Below are 15,650 nucleotides of genomic sequence, written 5' to 3'. Positions count from 1 at the left end.
CCCTTGGCAAAAGCCAAGGGATAACTCTTTTATTCGATTTTCCATTTTTGGGTCAACCAGCTAGAAAAGGCTAAAAATCGTTCAGCTACTTGTTCATGGTGCCCATAAGGGTCAAAGACAAACTGACCATTCGGATAGTGTTTTTGAAGACTGGTATGGATCTGCTCAGCATAGGCTGGTGCTTGAGCCAAGCGATTAGTATGGTGCGCTCCTTCTGTTTGACCATTCTGTAAATACAGCAAACAGTCTAAATTTTTCACTGTCTCTGCCTTGCAGTAAGTCACAAAATCAGGATACCAAAAGGAACCGCAGATCGAAAAGACACAGGAAACCTTGTCAAAGCTGAAAAGACTGTAGACTGCCGCTAAACCACCTAGTGAGTAACCCCCATAGGCAAGGCGATTTTTATCCAAGCGATAAAGCGACTGCAACATGTCTAAAAGACCTCCAAATAAATGACCATGATAGGCATTTGCCTGACCACCAAAATCTGGAGCCCCATCTCTCAGAGCAGATGCCTTCCAGGGAGTGTAGTCGTCTAGGCGATTTTTAGAGGTCAAGCCCACTAAAATCATAGATTCAGAAAGGGACGATAGGAAATCCAAATTTCCATCATTCAATAAAATAGCCGGATAGGTTTGATTGGAGTCGTAGTTAGAAGGAAGGCTGATTTTGACTTGAATTCCTTCCCAATCAAACTCATTATTTATTGATAAAGTCATTGATTTTCTCAAGGGAATCAATCACTGCTGGACCATAGTCCATCAACTCATCGTAAGAGATGGTCATGATTTTTTGATTCTTAATAGCAGGAACGCTTTCCAAAACAGCATTTGCCTTCATCAACTCTACTGCTTTTTCATCCAATTTTTTATTTCGATCGCTGGTTACATAGATAATCAATTCAGGATCCATTGACACGAGGTTTTCCAAGGTCAAGCCTGATGTCCCCGTAGCAACGTTGGTATAACCAAGTTGGTTCAGCAAACTTTCTTGCAAAGCAGACTTGTAGGCACCGAAGGTTTCATCATTATAAGCAACCATAATCAAAGCCTTTTTCTTTTCACCTTGGCTTGCTGGGTTTGCTTTCTTAACAGCGTCAATTTTAGTTTGTAATTGGGCTGCGTATTCATTAGCCTTGTTCTGAACATTAAAAATCATTCCCAGATTTTTGACATCTTCTACGATATTTCCCAAATCTTGCTGAATCGTTGAGAGAGAAGCTTTTTGTGTATAAACTGGGATTTTATTTTCATTCCAAGCGCTAACTGTCCCCAAGGATTTTTCAGAAAACATCATGTTTCGACCCATCACAGCGTCTGGCTCATAAGAAAGGACTGTCTCTTGTGAGACTGTTTTTTTATCCCCAATTTGAGGAATAGTCGCAATCGCGTCCTTGTATTTGTCCGTCACAGCATTGTCTGGATTGAGCATGCCAACAATTTTATCCTTCAAGCCTAACTCCAATAAGATTTCAGTGGTTGAAAGATTGTTGGTGATAACTTTTTCAGGTGCCTTGTCAAAGACTTGTTCGACTTCATTCCCTTTCGCGTCATAGGTTTTGACCGTTAATGGATAAGTCGTCTCTGCTTTAGCCTTTTGACTTGTTTCTGTGCTAGATTGTGTGGTAGCTTTTTCTGTAGTAGTATTGCCACAAGCTGCCAAAGTTAAGGTAGCTACTGTTACTAGTAAAATGCTTAGTGTTTTTTTCATCTTGTTTTCCTTTTCATTCTTATAAATAGTGAATCATGGCTTGCTGGTCCTCGGTCCAAGTCACCTGACTTTGAACTCCGTATACAGTTTGCAATGACTCAGGGGTGATGGTCTCCTTTGGAGTCCCTTGGTAAAGGATTTCCCCCTCTTTCATCAGATAGAGATAATCCGAATAGCGACAAGCAAGTTGAATATCATGCAGGACAGCTAGAACATTGACCTTGAGATTTTTCACAATGGCCAATAAGTCTAGCTGATACCTGATATCCAGGTGATTGGTTGGTTCGTCCAGGAGCAAGAGAGTCGGTTCTTGCGCCAAGGCTCGGGCTAATAAGACTCGTTGTTTCTCCCCCCCTGACAGAGACGAATAGAGACAAGTTTTCTTCTCCAGCATATCCACCTTAACGAGGGCATCTTGAACGAGTGTAAAATCTCTTTCCCTTTCCTTCTGTAAAAAAGAGAGGTGGGGAGTTCTTCCCAGCAAGACGATTTCCTCAACTGTACAATCAAACTGCAGCTGGTTAAACTGGGTCACAACTGCCATTTGCTTGGCTGTTTCTTTGATCGTCCATTGTTCCAGAGGCTTTCCATCTAAGCTTATCAAGCCTTTATCCGCCTTTTCCTGACGATAGAGGAGTTTAAGTAGGCTGGTTTTTCCACTTCCATTTGGTCCTAGTATCGTGTGAAATTGATTCCCTTCAACTTTAAGAGAAACTCCCTTGAGGATTTTTTTCTCTCCCAGTCCAAAATGGATATCCTTACAAATCAAGTCCATGTCAGACCCTCACCTCCCTTCGCCTACCTCCAACAATGTAGATAAAGAAGGGAGCACCTACTAAGGCTGTGAAAATACCAATAGGAAGCTCTGCGTTTGGAATGATGATACGAGAGAGTACGTCTGCCCAGATGACAAAGAGGGCACCTAGCAAGGTTGCAACAGGAAAAAGTCTCTTGTAACTCGTTCCTACTAACCCTCGAGCTAAATGTGGAGTAATCAGACCGACAAATCCAATAATCCCACAGGTTGCCACTAAGACTGCTGTCAGCACAGCCACCATGGTCACATAAAGATACCAATAAAAGCGTAAGGGAATCCCCAAAGTTAAAGCAGCCTCATCTCCCATCATCATCGCATTGAAAACACGATACTGAGTAGAGAAAAATAGAAAGGCTATTCCTACTACTATAGTTGGCAGGACCAAGTCTGCCCAGGAAGTCCCAGCGAGCGAGCCCATGGTCCAAAACTTAATGGTCATCACACTGTCCGCATTAGCTCCGACTGAGATAATAAAGTTTGAAAAAGCCAGAAAGAGAGCGTTGACCACCGTTCCTGATAAAATCAGACTGGAAGTCGTCATCCTTCCCTGCATAGAGGCAATGATGAGGACAGCAATTGTTGCCAAAATAGCTCCAAGAAAAGCTCCAAGGCTAATCATCACTTTTAAACCAAGAATGATGCTCAAGGTTGCCCCTAGAGTTGCACCCGCAGATATTCCTAAGACATAGGGCTCTGCGATGGGATTATTCACTGTAGACTGCATCACGCTACCACACATAGAAAGGCCTGCTCCTACTATCAGACCTAACAATACTCGGGGGAATCTCATGTTCCATACAATGGCAAGAGTAGACTTGGAAACCTCTCCTATCTCAAGAGGAAATCCTAACCTGCTCAAAATAATCCGATAGGTATCTCCTAGATCAATCGCAACAGATCCCATTGAAACTGCTAGAAAGAGAGAAATCCCTAAAATACCTAGCAAAATAACTAAGAGTAACACAAATTGCTGGTCTTGTCGGCTTCCAGAAAATTTGGAAAGCATGAAAACCTCCTTTGATAGAATCTTAAAAATTTAGAAAATTCTCATTAAAAGTATACCATATTTTCAACAATGGAACAAGATGAGAAAAATAAATATAGTTGGTCTTACAGTACTAATAATCGTAACCGAAGATTATACTTGAGTATATCGAGGTAAAGTGACAACATAAAAAGCCCTCTGAAAATAGAGAGCCACCTGTTTATATAATTAGTGAGAATCTTTATGTCACCAATTCTCCCACTGGGTTTCAATCTTGACATCACCATAGTTGCTTGGCGAGTACTTACTGTCATAAATCGAGTTCCAGTCTTTCAAGACTTTTTGGTTGACGATTTCATCATAGTCTTTGTCTAAATCTTCTTTGGAAATATTATTTTTTCTTAAATATTCTCTTACTTTTTCTTCATCATCAATAAATTGACCTGGTTTCCTTGGCTCTTCAAAAATCGCAAGTTTCTTTTTGAGCACTTTCTTTTGCATATTATAGTGTGCCGAATACCATAGGGTAATATTCGAATCAGTCTTTCTTTCAAAACGAATCGACATCCCTTTAATACCTGAACCAAAATTAAAGTTAATGGTTATATCACTATAGCCTTTGGGAAGAGTTTCATACTTTCCAAAAGGAGTATAGGATATATTTGGATCATCACTTGGCCAACCTGGACTGATTTTAAACCCATCTATGTTTCTTAAAATATTATTTGTATGATATGTCTTATCTGTCTCCTGGTAGATTTCATCAAAAATATTTTTAGGTTGTTTAGGAAAAAAGTAAAAACAGGATAATACAATTAGTAAGATTAACGCTACTAAACCGAGAATTTTCTTCATGTTATCACCAATTCTCCCACTGGGTTTCAATCTTGACATCGCCATAATTGCTTGGCGAGTACTTGCTGTCATAAATGGTGCACCAGTCTTTCAAGACTTTTTGGTTGACGATTTCGTCGTAGTAAGAATCCAAGTCCTTGGCAGTAATACCATACTGCTCTAGATAGGATTTCACTTGGGCCTCATCTTCGATATAACTATCCTCATTTCCTGATAATACTATCTGAATTGACTTTGTGATTGTTTTAGTGTTTGGATTATATTTGTTGACCATCCATAACTTCGTACCATCAGCTATTTTTCTCTCAACTGAAACAAACATTTTACTATACGCTTTCTCAAAATTAAATCCAACTCTCAGTTCAAGATAGCCTTCTGGAAGAGTCTTATACTTCCCTAAAGGACTATATTTAAAATACTCTCCATCACTTGGCCAACCTGGACTAATTTCAAAGCCATCTATTTTTCTTAAAATATTATTTGTCCGATAAGTCTTCTCAGTTTCTTGGTAGATTTCGTCAAAAATATTTTTAGGTTGATGGATAAAAAAGTAGAAACAAGATGATATGATTATCACGAATAAGGCTACTAAACCGAGAATTTTCTTCATGTTATCACCAATTCTCCCACTGGGTTTCAATCTTGACATCACCATAGTTGCTTGGCGAATACTTGCTGTCATAAATCGAGCACCAATCTTTCAGAACTTTCTGGTTGACGATTTCGTCATAGTCTTTCTCTAATTCTTCTTTGGAAATATTATTTTTTCTTAAATATTCTCTTACTTTTTCTTCATCATCAAGATATTGACCTGGTTTCCTTGGCTCTTCAAAAATAGCAAGTTTCTTTTTGAGCACTTTCTTTTGCAGATTATAGTGTGCTGAATACCATAGGGTAATATTCGAATCAGTCTTTCTTTCAAAACGAATCGACATCCCTTTAATACCTGAACCAAAATTAAAGTTAATGGTTATATCACTATAGCCTTTGGGAAGAGTTTCATACTTTCCAAAAGGAGTATAGGATATATTTGGATCATCACTTGGCCAACCTGGACTGATTTTAAACCCATCTATATGCCTTAAAATATTATTTGTACGATATGTCTTCTCTGTCTCCTGGTAGATTTCATCAAAAATATTTTTAGGTTGTTTAGGAAAAAAGTAAAAACAGGATAATACAATTAGTAAGATTAACGCTACTAAACCGAGAATTTTCTTCATGTTATCACCAATTCTCCCACTGGGTTTCAATCTTGACATCGCCATAATTGCTTGGCGAGTACTTGCTGTCATAAATGGTGCACCAGTCTTTCAAGACTTTTTGGTTGACGATTTCGTCGTAGTAAGAATCCAAGTCCTTGGCAGTAATACCATACTGCTCTAGATAGGATTTCACTTGGGCCTCATCTTCGATGTATGTTTCCGTATCTGCTTTCTTTAAACCTATATTCACAAATTTTTTTAAAACACGATCCTTACGAGTATAGTTATCCCATATTCTAACTCTAACATTTGGCCCAATTCGTTTTTCAAATGAGATTGAACTTAATTGTGTTTTTGTATCAAAATTAAAACCTATTTCGATTTCAAAATACTCTTCTGGGGTATGGTCTTTATTATAAGTTCCAAATGGATAATATTTAGAATACTCTCCATCACTTGGCCAATCCGGTCTGATTTCAAAGCCATCTATGTTTCTTAAAATATTATTTGATCGATAGGTTTTCTCAGTTTCTTGGTAGATTTCGTCAAAAATATTTTTAGGTTGATGGATAAAAAAGTAGAAACAAGATGATATGATTATCACGAATAAGGCTACTAAACCGAGAATTTTCTTCATGTTATCACCAATTCTCCCACTGGGTTTCAACCTTGACCTCACCATAGTTGCTTGGAGAATACTTGCTGTCATAAATGGTGCACCAGTCCTTCAAAACTTTCTGGTTGACGATTTCGTCGTAGTAAGAATCCAAATCCTTGGCAGTGATACCGTACTGCTCTAGGTAGGATTTTACCTGAGCTTCGTCTTCAATATAAGTTTCCGTATCTGCTTTCTTCAAACCTATTTTGACAAATTTTTTCAAAACACGATCCTTACGAATATATTTATTCCATAAGCGAACTCTAACGTTTGGCCCGATTCGCTTTTCAAATGAGATTGAACTTAACTGTGTTTTTGTAGCAAAATTAAAACTAATTTCTACTTCAAAATACTCTTCTGGGGTATGGTCTTTATTATAAGTTCCAAACGGATAATATTTAGAATACTCTCCATCACTTGGCCAACCTGGACTAATTTCAAAGCCATCTATATGCCTTAAAATATTATTTGTTCGATAGGTTTTCTCAGTTTCTTGGTAAATCTCATCAAAAATGTTTTTAGGTTGATGGATAAAAAAGTAGAAACAGGATAATACAATTAGTAAGATTAACGCTACTAAACCGAGGATTTTCTTCATCTTATCACCAATTCTCCCACTGGGTTTCAACCTTGACATCACCATAGTTGCTTGGTGAATACCTGCTGTCATAAATCGAACACCAATCTTTCAAGACTTTCTGGTTGACGATTTCGTCGTAATCCTTCTCTAATTCTTCTTTGGAAATATTATTTTTTCTTAAATATTCTCTTACTTTTTCTTCATCATTAAGATATTGACCCGGTTTCCTTGGTTCTTCAATGATGGCAAGCTCTTTTTTAAGGATTTTCTTTTTTATATTATAGTGTGCTGAATACCATAGGGTAATATCCGAATTAATCCTTTTTTCAAAACGTATCGTCATTCCTTTAATACCTTCTCCAAAATTAAAGCTAATACTTATGTCTTTATAACCTTCAGGATGAGTTTGATACTTCCCTGAAGGGGTGTATGCAAAATATTCTCCATCATTAGGCCAACCTGGACTAATTTCAAAACCTTCTATATGCCTTAAAATATTATTTGTACGATAGGTTTTCTCCGTTTCTTGGTAAATCTCATCAAAAATGTTTTTAGGTTGACGCACAAAAAAGTAAAAACAGGATAATACAATTAGTAAGATTAACGCTACTAAACCGAGGATTTTCTTCATCTTATCACCAATTCTCCCACTGGGTTTCGACTTTCACATCACCATAATTGCTTGGTGAGTACTTGCTGTCATAAATGGTACACCAATCTTTCAAGACTTTCTGGTTGACGATTTCGTCGTAGTCTTTATCTAAATCTTCTTTGGAAATATTATTTTTTCTTAAATATTCTCTTACTTTTTCTTCATCATCAATAAATTGGCCTGGTTTCCTTGGCTCTTCAAAAATCGCAAGTTTCTTTTTGAGCACTTTCTTTTGCAGATTATAGTGTGCAGAATACCATAGGGTAATATTCGAATTAGTCTTTCTTTCAAAACGAATCGACACTCCCTTTATCCCTTCTCCAAAATTAAAGTTAATGGTTATATCACTATAGCCTTTGGTTAGAGTTTCATACTTTCCAAAAGGAGTATAAGATATATTAGGGTCGTCACTTGGCCAATCTGGTCTGATTTTAAACCCATCTATATGCCTTAAAATATTATTTGACCGATATGTTTTCTCCGTTTCTTGGTAAATTTCATCAAAAATGCTTTTAGGTTGTTTAGGAAAAAAGTAAAAACAAAATAATACAATTAGTACGATTAAGGCTACTAGACCGAGTGTTTTCTTCATATTGTCACCAATTCTCCCACTGGGTTTCAATCTTGACATCACCATAGTTGCTTGGCGAGTACTTGCTGTCATAAATCGTGCACCAGTCTTTCAAGACTTTCTGGTTGACGATTTCGTCGTAGTAAGAATCCAAATCCTTTGCAGTGATACCGTACTTCTCTAGGTAAGTTTTCACTTGGGCCTCGTCTTCGATATAGCTATCCTCATTTCCTGATAATACTATCTGAATTGACTTTGTGATCATTTTAGTTTTTTGGCTATACTTACTAATCATCCATAACTTCACATCCCCAGATATTTTCTTCTCAAATGAAACAAACAGCTCGTTAGAATAATTTTTGAAATTAAAATCAATAGATATATTATTAAAGTTTTGAGGGTTGCTTTTACTAGTATACAATCCAAATGGATTTTGAGAGATATTAGGATCATCAGTTGGCCAAACTGGTTTAATGTCAAAGCCATCTATATTTCTTAAAATATTATTTGACCGATAGGTCTTCTCCGTTTCTTGATACATTTCATCAAAAATATTTTTAGGTTGCCTAGTAAAAAAGTAGAAACAGGATAATACAATTAGTGCAAATAAGGCTATTAGACCTAAAATTTTCTTCATGCTATCACCAATTCTCCCACTGGGTTTCGACTTTCACATCGCCATAGTTGCTTGGCGAGTACTTACTGTCATAAATCGAGCACCAATCTTTCAGGACTCTCTGGTTGACGATTTCGTCGTAGTAAGAATCCAAATCCTTGGCAGTGATACCGTACTGCTCTAGATATGATTTTACCTCTGATTGCTGATCAATATATACTTTGGAATTATTTTCTTTTTTTATTATAGTAACTTCTTTACTCAAAATACCTAATTTATAATTGTAGCTTCCCCATACTTTTACACTAACATTAGAAGATAGTCTTCTTTCAGAGTAAATGAACAAAACCTTCTGTGAGTTTCGAAAATTAAAACCAATTTCTATCTCAGAATAATCTGACGGTATTTTCTCTTTGTTGTATAATCCGAACGGAGTATACAAAATATTGGGGTCATCACTTGGCCAAACTGCTCTTATTTTAAATCCATCTATGTTTCTTAAAATATTATTTGACCGATAAGTCTTCTCCGTCTCATGGTAGATTTCATCAAAAATATTTTTAGGTTGTTTAGGAAAAAAGTAAAAACAAAATAATACAACTAGTAAGACTAAAGCCAATAAACTGAATATTTTCTTCATATTGTCACCAATTCTCCCACTGGGTTTCAATCTTGACATCTCCATAGTTGCTTGGCGAGTACTTGCTGTCATAAATAGAACACCAATCTTTCAGAACTTTCTGGTTGACAATTTCGTCGTAGTAAAAATTCAAATCCTTGGTAGTGATGCCGTACTGCTCTAGGTAGGATTTCACCTGAGCCTCGTCTTCGATGTATGTTTCCGATCTATTTTCATAAATCATAATTTTTTTAACTAGTACTTTTTTCTTAAATCCGTAATGAATGACAAAGTTAATTTTTTCTCCTGAGTTAGCATATCTTTCAAACCAAATATTTACACCTTTACTACTACCATCAAAATTAAACCGTAGTTCTAAGTTCTTCACATCGCTTCCAAGAGAAGAATCATCGTATATTATTATTGATTCATACTTATCCGTTTCATTCATATTCGAATCATAAAGCTTTCGATTTTTTACTGTCACATTTTTTAAGTCATTGAAGTTATAATAGCCCAAATAATTTTTTGCCGTTTCTTGATACATTTCATCAAAAATATTTTTAGGTTGCCTAGTAAAAAAGTAGAAACAGGATAATACAATTAGTGCAAATAAGGCTATTAGACCTAAAATTTTCTTCATGCTATCACCAATTCTCCCACTGGGTTTCGACTTTCACATCGCCATAGTTGCTTGGCGAGTACTTACTGTCATAAATCGAGCACCAATCTTTCAGGACTCTCTGGTTGACGATTTCGTCGTAGTAAGAATCCAAATCCTTGGCAGTGATACCGTACTTTTCTAAGTAGGATTTCACCTGAGCTTCGTCTTCGATATAAGTTTCCGTATCTGCTTTCTTTAAACCTATTTTTACAAATTTTTTTAAATTGCGTTCTTTATGAGAATATACAGTCCACATTTTTATACTCACGTTTGACTCTATACGTTTTTCAAATGATATCGAACCAATTTCATCTTCAGAATAAAAACTAAACCCAATTCTTAGCTCAAGATAACCTTCCGGAATATTTTTATAATTTCCTGAAGGTGTATACCTTAAAAATTCTCCATCGCTTGGCCAAACTGGTTTAATATCAAACCCATCTATGTTTCTTAAAATATTATTTGTCTGGTAAGTTTTCTCAGTTTCCTGGTAGATTTCATCAAAAATATTTTTAGGTTGTTTAGGAAAAAAGTAAAAACAGGATAATACAATTAGTAAGACTAAAGCTAATAAACCGAGTATTTTCTTCATGTTATCACCAATTCTCCCACTGGGTTTCGACTTTCACCTCACCATAGTTGCTTGGAGAATACTTGCTGTCATAAATCGAGCACCAGTCTTTCAAGACTTTCTGGTTGATGATTTTGTCGTAGTCCTTCTCTAATTCTTCTTTGGAAATATTATATTTTCTGAGATATTCTCTTATTTTTTCTTCATCCTCTAGATATTGACCTGGTTGCCTTGGTTCTTCAAAAATCGCAATCTCCTTTTGAAGGACTTTCTTTTTTATATTATAGTGAGCCAAATACCATAGGGTAATATCCGAATTAATCCTTTTTTCAAAAAGAATCGTCATTCCTTTAATACCTGAACCAAAGTTAAATCCAATACTTATGTCTTTATAACCTTCAGGATGAGTTTGATACTTCCCTGAAGGGGTGTATGCAAAGTATTCACTATCATTAGGCCAACCTGCTCTGATTTTAAAGCCATCTATGTTTCTTAAAATATTATTTGTACGATAGGTTTTCTCTGTCTCCTGGTAGATTTCATCAAAAATGTTTTTAGGTTGATGAATAAAAAAGTAGAAACAGGATAATACAATCGTCACGAATAAGGATACTAGGCCTAGGATTTTCTTCATGTTGTCACCTTATCACCAATTCTCCCACTGGGTTTCAACCTTGACCTCACCATAGTTGCTTGGAGAATACTTGCTGTCATAAATGGTGCACCAGTCCTTCAAAACTTTCTGGTTGACGATTTCGTCGTAGTAAGAATCCAAATCCTTGGCAGTGATACCGTACTGCTCTAGATAGGATTTCACCTGAGCTTCGTCTTCAATATAAGTTTCCGTATCTGCTTTCTTCAAACCTATTTTGACAATTTTTTTTAAAGTACGGTCTTGATAAGTATATTTATTCCATATCCTAACTCTCGTGTTTGGTCCTACTTGCCTCTCAAATGTAACGGAGCTTAATTGAGATGTATATTCAAAATTAAACCCAATTTCTATCTCATAATAATCTGACGGTGTTTTCTCTTTGTTGTATAATCCGAACGGAGTATACAAAATATTGGGGTCATCACTTGGCCAATCCGGTCTGATTTTAAACCCATCTATATTTCTTAAAATATTATTTGACCGATAAGTCTTCTCCGTCTCATGGTAGATTTCATCAAAAATATTTTTAGGTTGTTTAGGAAAAAAGTAAAAACAGGATAATACAATTAGTGCAATTAAGGCTATTAGACCTAAAATTTTTTTCATGTTATCACCAATTCTCCCACTGGGTTTCAATCTTAACATCGCCATAATTACTTGGCGAGTACTTGCTGTCATAAATCGAGCACCAATCTTTCAAGACTTTCTGGTTGACGATTTCGTCGAAGTCTTTCTCTAATTCTTCTTTGGAAATATTATTTTTTCTTAAATATTCTCTTACTTTTTCTTCATCATCAAGATATTGACCTGGTTTCCTTGGCTCTTCAAAAATAGCAAGCTCCTTTTGAAGTACTTTCTTTTTTATATTATAGTGTGCCGAATACCATAGGGTAATATTCGAATTAGTCTTTCTTTCAAAACGAATCGTCATCCCTTTAATACCTTCTCCAAAATTAAAGCTAATTTTAATTTTAGAATAATTACTAGGAGTCATTTTGTTGTCGTAAATTCCAAACGGATTATTAGATATATTGGGGTCATCACTTGGCCAGACATCATCAATTTCAAAGCCATCTATGTTTCTTAAAATATTATTTGACCGATAGGTTTTCTCCGTTTCTTGGTAAATCTCATCAAAAATGTTTTTAGGTTGTTTAGGAAAAAAGTAAAAACAAAATAATACAACTAGTAAGACTAAAGCTAATAAACTGAATATTTTCTTCATCATCATCCTCCTACTCCGCCACGGCTTCTAAGCGATTTAAAAACTTGGATACACCTGGATAGTTACTTTCGATATATACTTTAATGGCATCTTCCCCTTTTTCCATAACCTCTAGTGGAAGGATGCTGGCATAGATAGTGCTTCTGACTTGTTTCCAATCTTTATTTTTCAAGAATTCTCTTTCTCTCAGAGTCGAATCCTTCTGAAGGTCAGCATAGTAAGAAGATATAGCTTGATCATAGGATTGCCCCTCTTGCATCCGACCGATAAGATTGACTGAATCAAGGTCTGCCTTGTAATCATCCTCACCAATACTTGGTTTCTTATCCGTAGCGTTAAAGGTCGTGTCTCCCTCCCAGCCTGAAAGGTCCTTGACATGCTCTCTACCGCCATAGACATCAGCTAACTGAACTTAATTAGGATTAAGATGAGTAGCCATAGTAATGGACTGGTGGGTAAAGTCTGCATGACCTGTCACCAACTCTCCCACTGGGTTTCGACTTTCACATCGCCATAATTGCTTGGCGAGTACTTACTGTCATAAATCGAGCACCAATCTTTCAAGACTTTCTGGTTAACGATTTCGTCGTAGTAGGAATCCAAATCCTTGGCAGTGATACCGTACTTCTCTAGGTAGGATTTCACTTGGGCCTCATCTTCAATATAACTATCCTCATTTCCTGATAATACTATCTGAATTGACTTTGTGATTGTTTTAGTGTTTGGATTATATTTGCTAATCATCCATATCTTCGTTCCATCAGCTATTTTTCTCTCAACTGAAACAAACATTTTACTATACGCTTTCTCAAAATTAAATCCAACTCTCAGTTCAAGATAGCCTTCTGGAAGAGTCTTATACTTCCCTAAAGGGCTATATTTAAAATACTCTCCATCACTTGGCCAACCTGGACTAATTTCAAAGCCATCTATTTTTCTTAAAATATTATTTGTCCGATAAGTTTTCTCAGTTTCTTGGTAGATTTCATCAAAAATGTTTTTAGGTTGTCTACTAAAAAAGTAAAAACAGGATGATATGATAATTATGACTATAGCCAATATACTGAGTGTTTTCTTCATTAACTTTTCCTCCTAATCTGCCACTGATTCCAAACGATTTAAAAATGTCGATACTTCGGGGTATTTTTCCTCAATATACTCTTTAATAGATGCCTCGCCTTTCTTCAGTATATTCGGAGGCACTACTCCTGCATAAATCAGACCTTTGACTTGTTTCCAATCTTTATTTTTCAAGAATTCTCTTTCTCTCAGAGTCGAATCCTTTTGAAGGTCAGAGTAATAAGAAGTTATGGCTTGGTCATAGGATTGCCCCTTCTGCATCCGGCCGATAAGGTTGACCGAATCTAGGTCTGCCTTGTAGTCATCTTCTCCGATACTTGGCTTCATATCATTTGCATTAAAGGTCGTATCTCCCTCCCAGCCTGAAAGGTCTTTGACATGCTCTCTACCACCATAGAGATCGGATAACTGGAAACTGCTAGGATTTAGATGGGTGGCCATGGTAATGGACTGGTGAGTAAAGTCTGCATAAACTATCACCAATTCTCCCACTGGGTTTCAATCTTGATATCGCCATAGTTGCTTGGCGAGTATTTACTGTCATAAATGGTGCACCAATCTTTCAAAACTTTCTGATTGACGATTTCGCCGTAGTAAGAATCCAAATCCTTAGCAGTGATACCATACTGCTCTAGATATGATTTTACTTGGGATTCATTGTCGATATAATTTTCGGAATTTCCCTTTATTACAATTACTTCTACTTCTTTTTTCAAACTTTTTTCACGATAGCTATATCCTACTCTTACCCGTATTCTAACTCCTGAATCAATATATTTATCAAAACGAATAAAACTTGTTTGTTCTAAATTTTGAAAATTAAAGCCTAGTACGATTTTACGATAATCATTAAAAATATTGTCTTTATAGGTTACATGTGGACTATATTTCAAACTCTCATTATCACTTGGCCAAACTGGACGAACAATAATATCTTCATTTTTTCCAAAAATGTTATCTACCTGATAACTCTTCTCCGTTTCTTGGTAAATTTCATCAAAAATGTTTTTAGGTTGACGCACAAAGAAGAATAGACAAACTGATACAAGTAATATCACTATTGTTAAAACGCCTAGGATTTTCTTCATAGACTTCCTCCTACTCCGCCACGGCTTCCAAGCGGTTTAAAAACTTGGATACACCTTGATAGTTACTTTCAATATATGCTTTAATAGCATCTTCTCCTTTTTCCATAACCTCTAATGGTAGAATACTAGCATAGATAGTGCTTCTGACCTGCTTCCAATCTTTATTTTTCAAGAATTCTCTTTCTCTCACTGAAGAATCCTTTTGAAGGTCAGAGTAATAAGAAGTTATAGCTTGGTCATAGGATTGTCCCTCTTTCATTCGGCCGATAAGGTTGACCGAGTCTAAATCTGCCTTGTAGTCATCTTCACCTATGCTTGGTTTTTTATCCGTAGCATTTTTAGTCGTGTCTCCCTCCCAACCTGAAAGGTCATTGACATGCTCTCTACCGCCATAGACATCGGATAACTGGAAACTGCTAGGATTTAGATGAGTAGCCATAGTAATGGACTGGTGGGTAAAGTCTGCATGACCTGTTACCAATTCTCCCACTGGGTTTCAATCTTGACATCGCCATAGTTGCTTGGAGAATACTTGCTGTCATAAATCGAGCACCAATCTTTCAAAACTTTCTGGTTGACGATTTCGTCGTAGTAAGAATCCAAGTCCTTAGCAGTGATGCCGTACTGCTCTAGGTAGGATTTCACCTGAGCTTCGTCTTCGATAGATTTATCCGTTCCATCTTGATTTATGAGTAGCTGTACATTTTTTTGAAATAATTTTTCTTTTGTAAGATACCTACCAAAAATGAAAATTCTTAGCCCATTACTTAATTCCTTCTCAAAAGAAACAAAGACTGTATTTGTATCTTTTGTAAAATGAAATATTAAATCAATATTTTCATAGTCATGTGGAGTTTTCTGTTTTTGATAAAGTACATAAGAATAAAATTTAGAATCATCATCATACTCTTGATATTTATGTACTTCGACGTCTTTCAACTGGTTAAAAATATTATTTCCTAAATAAGTTTTCTCAGTTTGTTGGTAGATTTCATCAAAAATGTTTTTAGGTTGACTAGTAAAAAAATAGAAACAGGATGATATGATTATCACGAATAATACTATTAGACCGAGGTTTTTCTTCATTAGCTTTTCC

24 protein-coding genes are annotated in these 15,650 nt (G+C 36.1%); all 24 read right to left on the bottom strand.

From position 1 onward, the window contains the following. Positions 1–29 precede the first annotated feature (29 nt). Positions 30–722 (bottom strand): alpha/beta hydrolase, encoded by a 693-nt coding sequence (locus O3616_RS04595; protein ID WP_371638226.1) that lies wholly within the window; start codon positions 720–722, stop codon positions 30–32. After that, positions 703–1,713 carry an ABC transporter substrate-binding protein gene (locus tag O3616_RS04590; protein WP_371638224.1) on the bottom strand — a complete coding sequence of 337 codons (1,011 nt, stop codon included), beginning with the start codon at positions 1,711–1,713 and terminating at the stop codon, positions 703–705. Before O3616_RS04590 ends, O3616_RS04595 begins: the two co-directional genes overlap by 20 nt. A 19-nt stretch (positions 1,714–1,732) precedes the next feature. Further along, entirely contained in the window at positions 1,733–2,488 is a 756-nt protein-coding gene (locus tag O3616_RS04585) for an ABC transporter ATP-binding protein (RefSeq protein WP_371638223.1), read from the bottom strand. Position 2,489: 1 nt separating this feature from the next. Beyond that, a complete protein-coding gene (locus O3616_RS04580; protein WP_004255644.1) occupies positions 2,490–3,536 on the bottom strand; it encodes an iron ABC transporter permease in 1,047 nt (348 codons plus the stop codon). A gap of 225 nt (positions 3,537–3,761) precedes the next feature. Continuing rightward, positions 3,762–4,370 (bottom strand): TipC family immunity protein, encoded by a 609-nt coding sequence (locus tag O3616_RS04575; protein ID WP_371638222.1) that lies wholly within the window; start codon positions 4,368–4,370, stop codon positions 3,762–3,764. 4 nt (positions 4,371–4,374) lie between these two features. After that, positions 4,375–4,980, bottom strand: coding sequence for a TipC family immunity protein (locus tag O3616_RS04570; protein WP_371638246.1), 606 nt, complete (start codon positions 4,978–4,980; stop codon positions 4,375–4,377). Positions 4,981–4,984: 4 nt separating this feature from the next. Beyond that, positions 4,985–5,593, bottom strand: coding sequence for a TipC family immunity protein (locus tag O3616_RS04565; protein WP_371638221.1), 609 nt, complete (start codon positions 5,591–5,593; stop codon positions 4,985–4,987). A 4-nt stretch (positions 5,594–5,597) separates the two neighbouring features. Next, complete coding sequence (locus O3616_RS04560) at positions 5,598–6,212, bottom strand: TipC family immunity protein (RefSeq protein WP_371638220.1); 615 nt, start codon at positions 6,210–6,212, stop codon at positions 5,598–5,600. A 4-nt stretch (positions 6,213–6,216) separates the two neighbouring features. Next, positions 6,217–6,831 (bottom strand): TipC family immunity protein, encoded by a 615-nt coding sequence (locus O3616_RS04555; protein ID WP_371638245.1) that lies wholly within the window; start codon positions 6,829–6,831, stop codon positions 6,217–6,219. Positions 6,832–6,835: 4 nt separating this feature from the next. After that, a complete protein-coding gene (locus tag O3616_RS04550) occupies positions 6,836–7,444 on the bottom strand; it encodes a TipC family immunity protein (protein ID WP_371638219.1) in 609 nt (202 codons plus the stop codon). A 4-nt stretch (positions 7,445–7,448) separates the two neighbouring features. Further along, positions 7,449–8,057 carry a TipC family immunity protein gene (locus tag O3616_RS04545; RefSeq protein ID WP_371638218.1) on the bottom strand — a complete coding sequence of 203 codons (609 nt, stop codon included), beginning with the start codon at positions 8,055–8,057 and terminating at the stop codon, positions 7,449–7,451. Positions 8,058–8,061: 4 nt separating this feature from the next. Continuing rightward, complete coding sequence (locus O3616_RS04540; RefSeq protein WP_371638217.1) at positions 8,062–8,673, bottom strand: TipC family immunity protein; 612 nt, start codon at positions 8,671–8,673, stop codon at positions 8,062–8,064. Between the two features lie 4 nt (positions 8,674–8,677). After that, positions 8,678–9,292 carry a TipC family immunity protein gene (locus tag O3616_RS04535; protein ID WP_371638244.1) on the bottom strand — a complete coding sequence of 205 codons (615 nt, stop codon included), beginning with the start codon at positions 9,290–9,292 and terminating at the stop codon, positions 8,678–8,680. A gap of 4 nt (positions 9,293–9,296) precedes the next feature. Continuing rightward, positions 9,297–9,914 carry a TipC family immunity protein gene (locus O3616_RS04530; protein WP_371638216.1) on the bottom strand — a complete coding sequence of 206 codons (618 nt, stop codon included), beginning with the start codon at positions 9,912–9,914 and terminating at the stop codon, positions 9,297–9,299. 4 nt (positions 9,915–9,918) lie between these two features. Further along, positions 9,919–10,527: a TipC family immunity protein gene (locus O3616_RS04525; protein WP_371638215.1), complete on the bottom strand. Its 609-nt coding sequence runs from the start codon at positions 10,525–10,527 to the stop codon at positions 9,919–9,921. Between the two features lie 4 nt (positions 10,528–10,531). Further along, complete coding sequence (locus tag O3616_RS04520) at positions 10,532–11,140, bottom strand: TipC family immunity protein (RefSeq protein WP_371638214.1); 609 nt, start codon at positions 11,138–11,140, stop codon at positions 10,532–10,534. Between the two features lie 12 nt (positions 11,141–11,152). Then, entirely contained in the window at positions 11,153–11,767 is a 615-nt protein-coding gene (locus tag O3616_RS04515) for a TipC family immunity protein (RefSeq protein ID WP_371638213.1), read from the bottom strand. Between the two features lie 4 nt (positions 11,768–11,771). Then, positions 11,772–12,386 (bottom strand): TipC family immunity protein, encoded by a 615-nt coding sequence (locus O3616_RS04510; RefSeq protein ID WP_371638212.1) that lies wholly within the window; start codon positions 12,384–12,386, stop codon positions 11,772–11,774. 10 nt (positions 12,387–12,396) lie between these two features. Then, entirely contained in the window at positions 12,397–12,558 is a 162-nt protein-coding gene (locus tag O3616_RS04505; protein ID WP_261674411.1) for a hypothetical protein, read from the bottom strand. Between the two features lie 302 nt (positions 12,559–12,860). Beyond that, positions 12,861–13,466, bottom strand: coding sequence for a TipC family immunity protein (locus O3616_RS04500; protein ID WP_371638211.1), 606 nt, complete (start codon positions 13,464–13,466; stop codon positions 12,861–12,863). Between the two features lie 12 nt (positions 13,467–13,478). Further along, on the bottom strand, positions 13,479–13,946 hold the full coding sequence (locus O3616_RS04495) for a hypothetical protein (RefSeq protein WP_371638210.1): 468 nt from the start codon (positions 13,944–13,946) through the stop codon (positions 13,479–13,481). Then, positions 13,943–14,554 (bottom strand): TipC family immunity protein, encoded by a 612-nt coding sequence (locus O3616_RS04490; protein ID WP_371638209.1) that lies wholly within the window; start codon positions 14,552–14,554, stop codon positions 13,943–13,945. Before O3616_RS04490 ends, O3616_RS04495 begins: the two co-directional genes overlap by 4 nt. A gap of 10 nt (positions 14,555–14,564) precedes the next feature. Then, a complete protein-coding gene (locus tag O3616_RS04485; protein ID WP_371638207.1) occupies positions 14,565–15,044 on the bottom strand; it encodes a hypothetical protein in 480 nt (159 codons plus the stop codon). Continuing rightward, a complete protein-coding gene (locus tag O3616_RS04480) occupies positions 15,029–15,640 on the bottom strand; it encodes a TipC family immunity protein (RefSeq protein ID WP_371638205.1) in 612 nt (203 codons plus the stop codon). Before O3616_RS04480 ends, O3616_RS04485 begins: the two co-directional genes overlap by 16 nt. Between the last annotated feature and the right edge of the window lie 10 nt (positions 15,641–15,650).

Source organism: Streptococcus sp. 27098_8_86 (genome assembly GCF_041432595.1).
GTDB classification, from domain to species: domain Bacteria; phylum Bacillota; class Bacilli; order Lactobacillales; family Streptococcaceae; genus Streptococcus; species Streptococcus pneumoniae_F.
The sequence above is the reverse complement of the archived record's forward strand: the minus strand, read 5'-3'. Positions and strand labels throughout refer to the sequence as shown.

What these genes read in the sequence shown, in the direction of transcription:
- O3616_RS04540 (WP_371638217.1), bottom strand. Translation starts at nt 8,673, where the DNA reads ATGAAGAAAATTTTAGGTCTAATAGCCTTATTTGCACTAATTGTATTA.
- O3616_RS04550 (WP_371638219.1), bottom strand. Translation starts at nt 7,444, where the DNA reads ATGAAGAAAATCCTCGGTTTAGTAGCGTTAATCTTACTAATTGTATTA.
- O3616_RS04590 (WP_371638224.1), bottom strand. Translation starts at nt 1,713, where the DNA reads ATGAAAAAAACACTAAGCATTTTACTAGTAACAGTAGCTACCTTAACT.
- O3616_RS04510 (WP_371638212.1), bottom strand. Translation starts at nt 12,386, where the DNA reads ATGAAGAAAATATTCAGTTTATTAGCTTTAGTCTTACTAGTTGTATTA.
- O3616_RS04570 (WP_371638246.1), bottom strand. Translation starts at nt 4,980, where the DNA reads ATGAAGAAAATTCTCGGTTTAGTAGCCTTATTCGTGATAATCATATCA.
- O3616_RS04530 (WP_371638216.1), bottom strand. Translation starts at nt 9,914, where the DNA reads ATGAAGAAAATTTTAGGTCTAATAGCCTTATTTGCACTAATTGTATTA.
- O3616_RS04480 (WP_371638205.1), bottom strand. Translation starts at nt 15,640, where the DNA reads ATGAAGAAAAACCTCGGTCTAATAGTATTATTCGTGATAATCATATCA.
- O3616_RS04490 (WP_371638209.1), bottom strand. Translation starts at nt 14,554, where the DNA reads ATGAAGAAAATCCTAGGCGTTTTAACAATAGTGATATTACTTGTATCA.
- O3616_RS04595 (WP_371638226.1), bottom strand. Translation starts at nt 722, where the DNA reads ATGACTTTATCAATAAATAATGAGTTTGATTGGGAAGGAATTCAAGTC.
- O3616_RS04525 (WP_371638215.1), bottom strand. Translation starts at nt 10,527, where the DNA reads ATGAAGAAAATACTCGGTTTATTAGCTTTAGTCTTACTAATTGTATTA.
- O3616_RS04555 (WP_371638245.1), bottom strand. Translation starts at nt 6,831, where the DNA reads ATGAAGAAAATCCTCGGTTTAGTAGCGTTAATCTTACTAATTGTATTA.
- O3616_RS04535 (WP_371638244.1), bottom strand. Translation starts at nt 9,292, where the DNA reads ATGAAGAAAATATTCAGTTTATTGGCTTTAGTCTTACTAGTTGTATTA.
- O3616_RS04565 (WP_371638221.1), bottom strand. Translation starts at nt 5,593, where the DNA reads ATGAAGAAAATTCTCGGTTTAGTAGCGTTAATCTTACTAATTGTATTA.
- O3616_RS04585 (WP_371638223.1), bottom strand. Translation starts at nt 2,488, where the DNA reads ATGGACTTGATTTGTAAGGATATCCATTTTGGACTGGGAGAGAAAAAA.
- O3616_RS04500 (WP_371638211.1), bottom strand. Translation starts at nt 13,466, where the DNA reads ATGAAGAAAACACTCAGTATATTGGCTATAGTCATAATTATCATATCA.
- O3616_RS04515 (WP_371638213.1), bottom strand. Translation starts at nt 11,767, where the DNA reads ATGAAAAAAATTTTAGGTCTAATAGCCTTAATTGCACTAATTGTATTA.
- O3616_RS04575 (WP_371638222.1), bottom strand. Translation starts at nt 4,370, where the DNA reads ATGAAGAAAATTCTCGGTTTAGTAGCGTTAATCTTACTAATTGTATTA.
- O3616_RS04560 (WP_371638220.1), bottom strand. Translation starts at nt 6,212, where the DNA reads ATGAAGAAAATTCTCGGTTTAGTAGCCTTATTCGTGATAATCATATCA.
- O3616_RS04545 (WP_371638218.1), bottom strand. Translation starts at nt 8,057, where the DNA reads ATGAAGAAAACACTCGGTCTAGTAGCCTTAATCGTACTAATTGTATTA.
- O3616_RS04580 (WP_004255644.1), bottom strand. Translation starts at nt 3,536, where the DNA reads ATGCTTTCCAAATTTTCTGGAAGCCGACAAGACCAGCAATTTGTGTTA.
- O3616_RS04520 (WP_371638214.1), bottom strand. Translation starts at nt 11,140, where the DNA reads ATGAAGAAAATCCTAGGCCTAGTATCCTTATTCGTGACGATTGTATTA.